This is a genomic window from Hydrocoleum sp. CS-953, from assembly GCF_002260545.1.
GTDB lineage: Bacteria > Cyanobacteriota > Cyanobacteriia > Cyanobacteriales > Microcoleaceae > Trichodesmium.
Map to the genome: position 1 here is coordinate 1 of NZ_LGSU01000255.1, position 2552 is coordinate 2552.

Annotated in this window: 3 protein-coding genes; 2 read left to right on the forward strand and 1 reads right to left on the reverse strand. The window is 32.0% G+C overall.

The genetic code is table 11. The features are described 5' to 3' along the window. Window positions 1-126: 126 nt before the first annotated feature. Window positions 127-728, forward strand: a 602-nt coding sequence (locus tag AFK68_RS02235; protein ID WP_246843940.1) for a methyltransferase, incomplete at its 3' end; no start/stop codon positions are given. A 536-nt stretch (window positions 729-1264) separates the two neighbouring features. Continuing rightward, on the forward strand, window positions 1265-2026 hold the full coding sequence (gene cmoA, locus AFK68_RS02245; RefSeq protein WP_094671291.1) for a carboxy-S-adenosyl-L-methionine synthase CmoA: 762 nt from the start codon (window positions 1265-1267) through the stop codon (window positions 2024-2026). 418 nt (window positions 2027-2444) lie between these two features. On the opposite strand, the gene AFK68_RS02250 is transcribed toward cmoA, so the two are convergent. Next, a partial coding sequence (locus AFK68_RS02250; RefSeq protein WP_143437435.1) for a WD40 repeat domain-containing protein occupies window positions 2445-2552 on the reverse strand: 108 nt, incomplete at its 5' end.

Consider the following 2552-nt stretch of genomic DNA (forward strand, 5'->3'; position numbering starts at 1 on the left):
AATTTTGATTTTAGCTGATTGTTCATAGCTAAATGCTTAAAGTTGTATACAAGTAGAAAAATTCAGAATATGGGAGGAAATCAATTTCGATTTAAGCAGTTTACTATCCTACAAGATAAATGTGCAATGAAAGTTGGCACTGATGGTACTTTATTGGGAGCATGGGTAGATGTTTCTGGAGCAGAAAAAATTTTAGATATTGGTACGGGTACTGGTTTAATTACTTTAATGTTGGCGCAGCGTTCTTCTGCTAATATTGATGCTGTAGAAATTGACATAAATTCATCTATTCAAGCTAGGGAAAATGTGGAGCTATCGCCTTGGTCAGATAGAGTTAAAGTTGAAAATTCTTCAATTCAAAAATATACAGAATTTTGCCAAAAACGTTATGATTTAATAGTATCAAATCCACCTTTTTTTGAAAATGCTTTGAAAACTGCTAATCGGGCTAGAACAGTTGCTAGACATACGGACTTTCTTTCACAAGATGATTTATTACAAGCAGCAGTTAAACTTTTATCTGAAACAGGTAGATTAGCTGTAATTTATCCAGTGGAACAAGCTGAAAATTTTCACGGAAAAGCTGAATACTTTGGATTATTTTGCCAGAGAATACTCTATGTTAAATCTATGCCAGAAATTCCCACAAAACGAATTTTGATGGAACTAAGCAAAAATAAATTACCATTACAAGAAAATACTCTGACTATTGAAGCAAAACAATATATNAAGCTGAATACTTTGGATTATTTTGCCAGAGAATACTCTATGTTAAATCTATGCCAGAAATTCCCACAAAACGAATTTTGATGGAACTAAGCAAAAATAAATTACCATTACAAGAAAATACTCTGACTATTGAAGCAAAACAATATATATATACGTCAGAGTTTATTAGTCTAATTAAAGACTTTTATTTAAAATATTAAGGTAAGAATTCACTTGGGTTGGGAGAACAAACCTCTACGATTACTTAAAATATTAAGGTAAGAATTCACTTGGGTTGGGAGAACAAACCTCTACGATTACTTAAAATATTAAGGTAAGAATTCACTTGGGTTGGGAAACAAAACCCCTACGATTACTTAAAATATTAAGGTAAGAATTCACTTGGGTTGGGAGACCAAACCCCTACGATTACTTAAAATATTAAGGTAAGAATTCACTTGTGTTTGGAGACCAAACCCCTACGATTACTTAAAATATTAAAGTAAGCATTCAGCCCAAAATACTGATAACTGGTAACTGATAACTGATAACTGAAATGACTGAACCACTAGAAACAGAACTATATTTAAGTTCTGAAAAAGATGAACTATTTGAAAAAGGTCCCTGGCCGAAACCTTTTGCTTTTAATGCCGAAGTAGTCAAAGTTTTCGATAATATGGTATCCCGTTCGGTGCCTCTATATCGAGAAGTTATCGCTGGGGCAGTGCATTGGACGCGAGCATATTATCAATCAAAAACACGGATTATTGATGTAGGCTGTTCTACTGGTACATTTCTAGAATTATTAGGTCGATTTTTGAAACAACCAGCAATTTTAGTGGGAATTGATAATTCTCCAGATATGCTGGATAAAGCTAGAGAAAAATTAGCTCAAGTAGAATCAATTCATCAGATAGAATTAATTTGTGAAAGTGCTGAAAATTGTTCTTTTGAAAATAGTAGTGTAGTTGTAATGAACTATACCTTACAATTTTTATCTCTCCCTCAAAGACAAAAATTATTACTAGCAATTTATCAAGGTTTAGTGCCTGGTGGATTACTATTTATGAGTGAAAAAATTAGGTCTGGCTGTCCTCAATTTCAAGAAACAATTACTCGGCATTATGAAGCTTTTAAAACTAAAAATGGTTATGCTCAAAATGAAATAGAACGCAAAAAAGAAGCCCTGGAAAATGTATTAATTCCCCTGAGCGAAGCCGAACAATTACAAATGTTAAAGCAGAGTGGGTTTGAATATATAGAATCATTAATTAAGTTGCATAATTTTGTCTCATTTGTGGCGTTAAAATCTGATTGAATTAAAAATTAGGGGGTGATATAGAATCCGGTTCAGCAATTAACAATGAACAATTAATAATTAATAATTACCCCTTTTTGAAAGAAGGGGATTGGCTAAAATATTTTTTTTGGTTTATCCCCTTTCAAGGGGAGGCTTTAAACCTTAATTGTTGAATGAATAATTAATTATTGACTATCAACTCTTAATTATTAATTATTCAGTAATTAAAACACTATGAAGACCAAATCTCTGCAACAACCTCGCCTGCATTTATTGGCTAACTTGAGCGATCGCCCGAATTGTCTCAGCCGCCAAAGCATTGCTATATCAATTATTAATTATTAATTATTATCATCGTTCTTAAATTATATCAAAATCATTCCTGATTGCTATATCCATTATTAATTATCAATTATTAATTATTAATTATTAATCACTATCGTCGCCAAAGTTTAATAGTTCGGTCTTTACTACCACTAGCAATACTATTACCATCAGGACTAAAACTAACTGTATAAATTTCATCTGTATGTCCGATCAAAGT

What these genes read in the sequence shown, in the direction of transcription:
- cmoA (WP_094671291.1), top strand. Translation starts at nt 1,265, where the DNA reads ATGACTGAACCACTAGAAACAGAACTATATTTAAGTTCTGAAAAAGAT.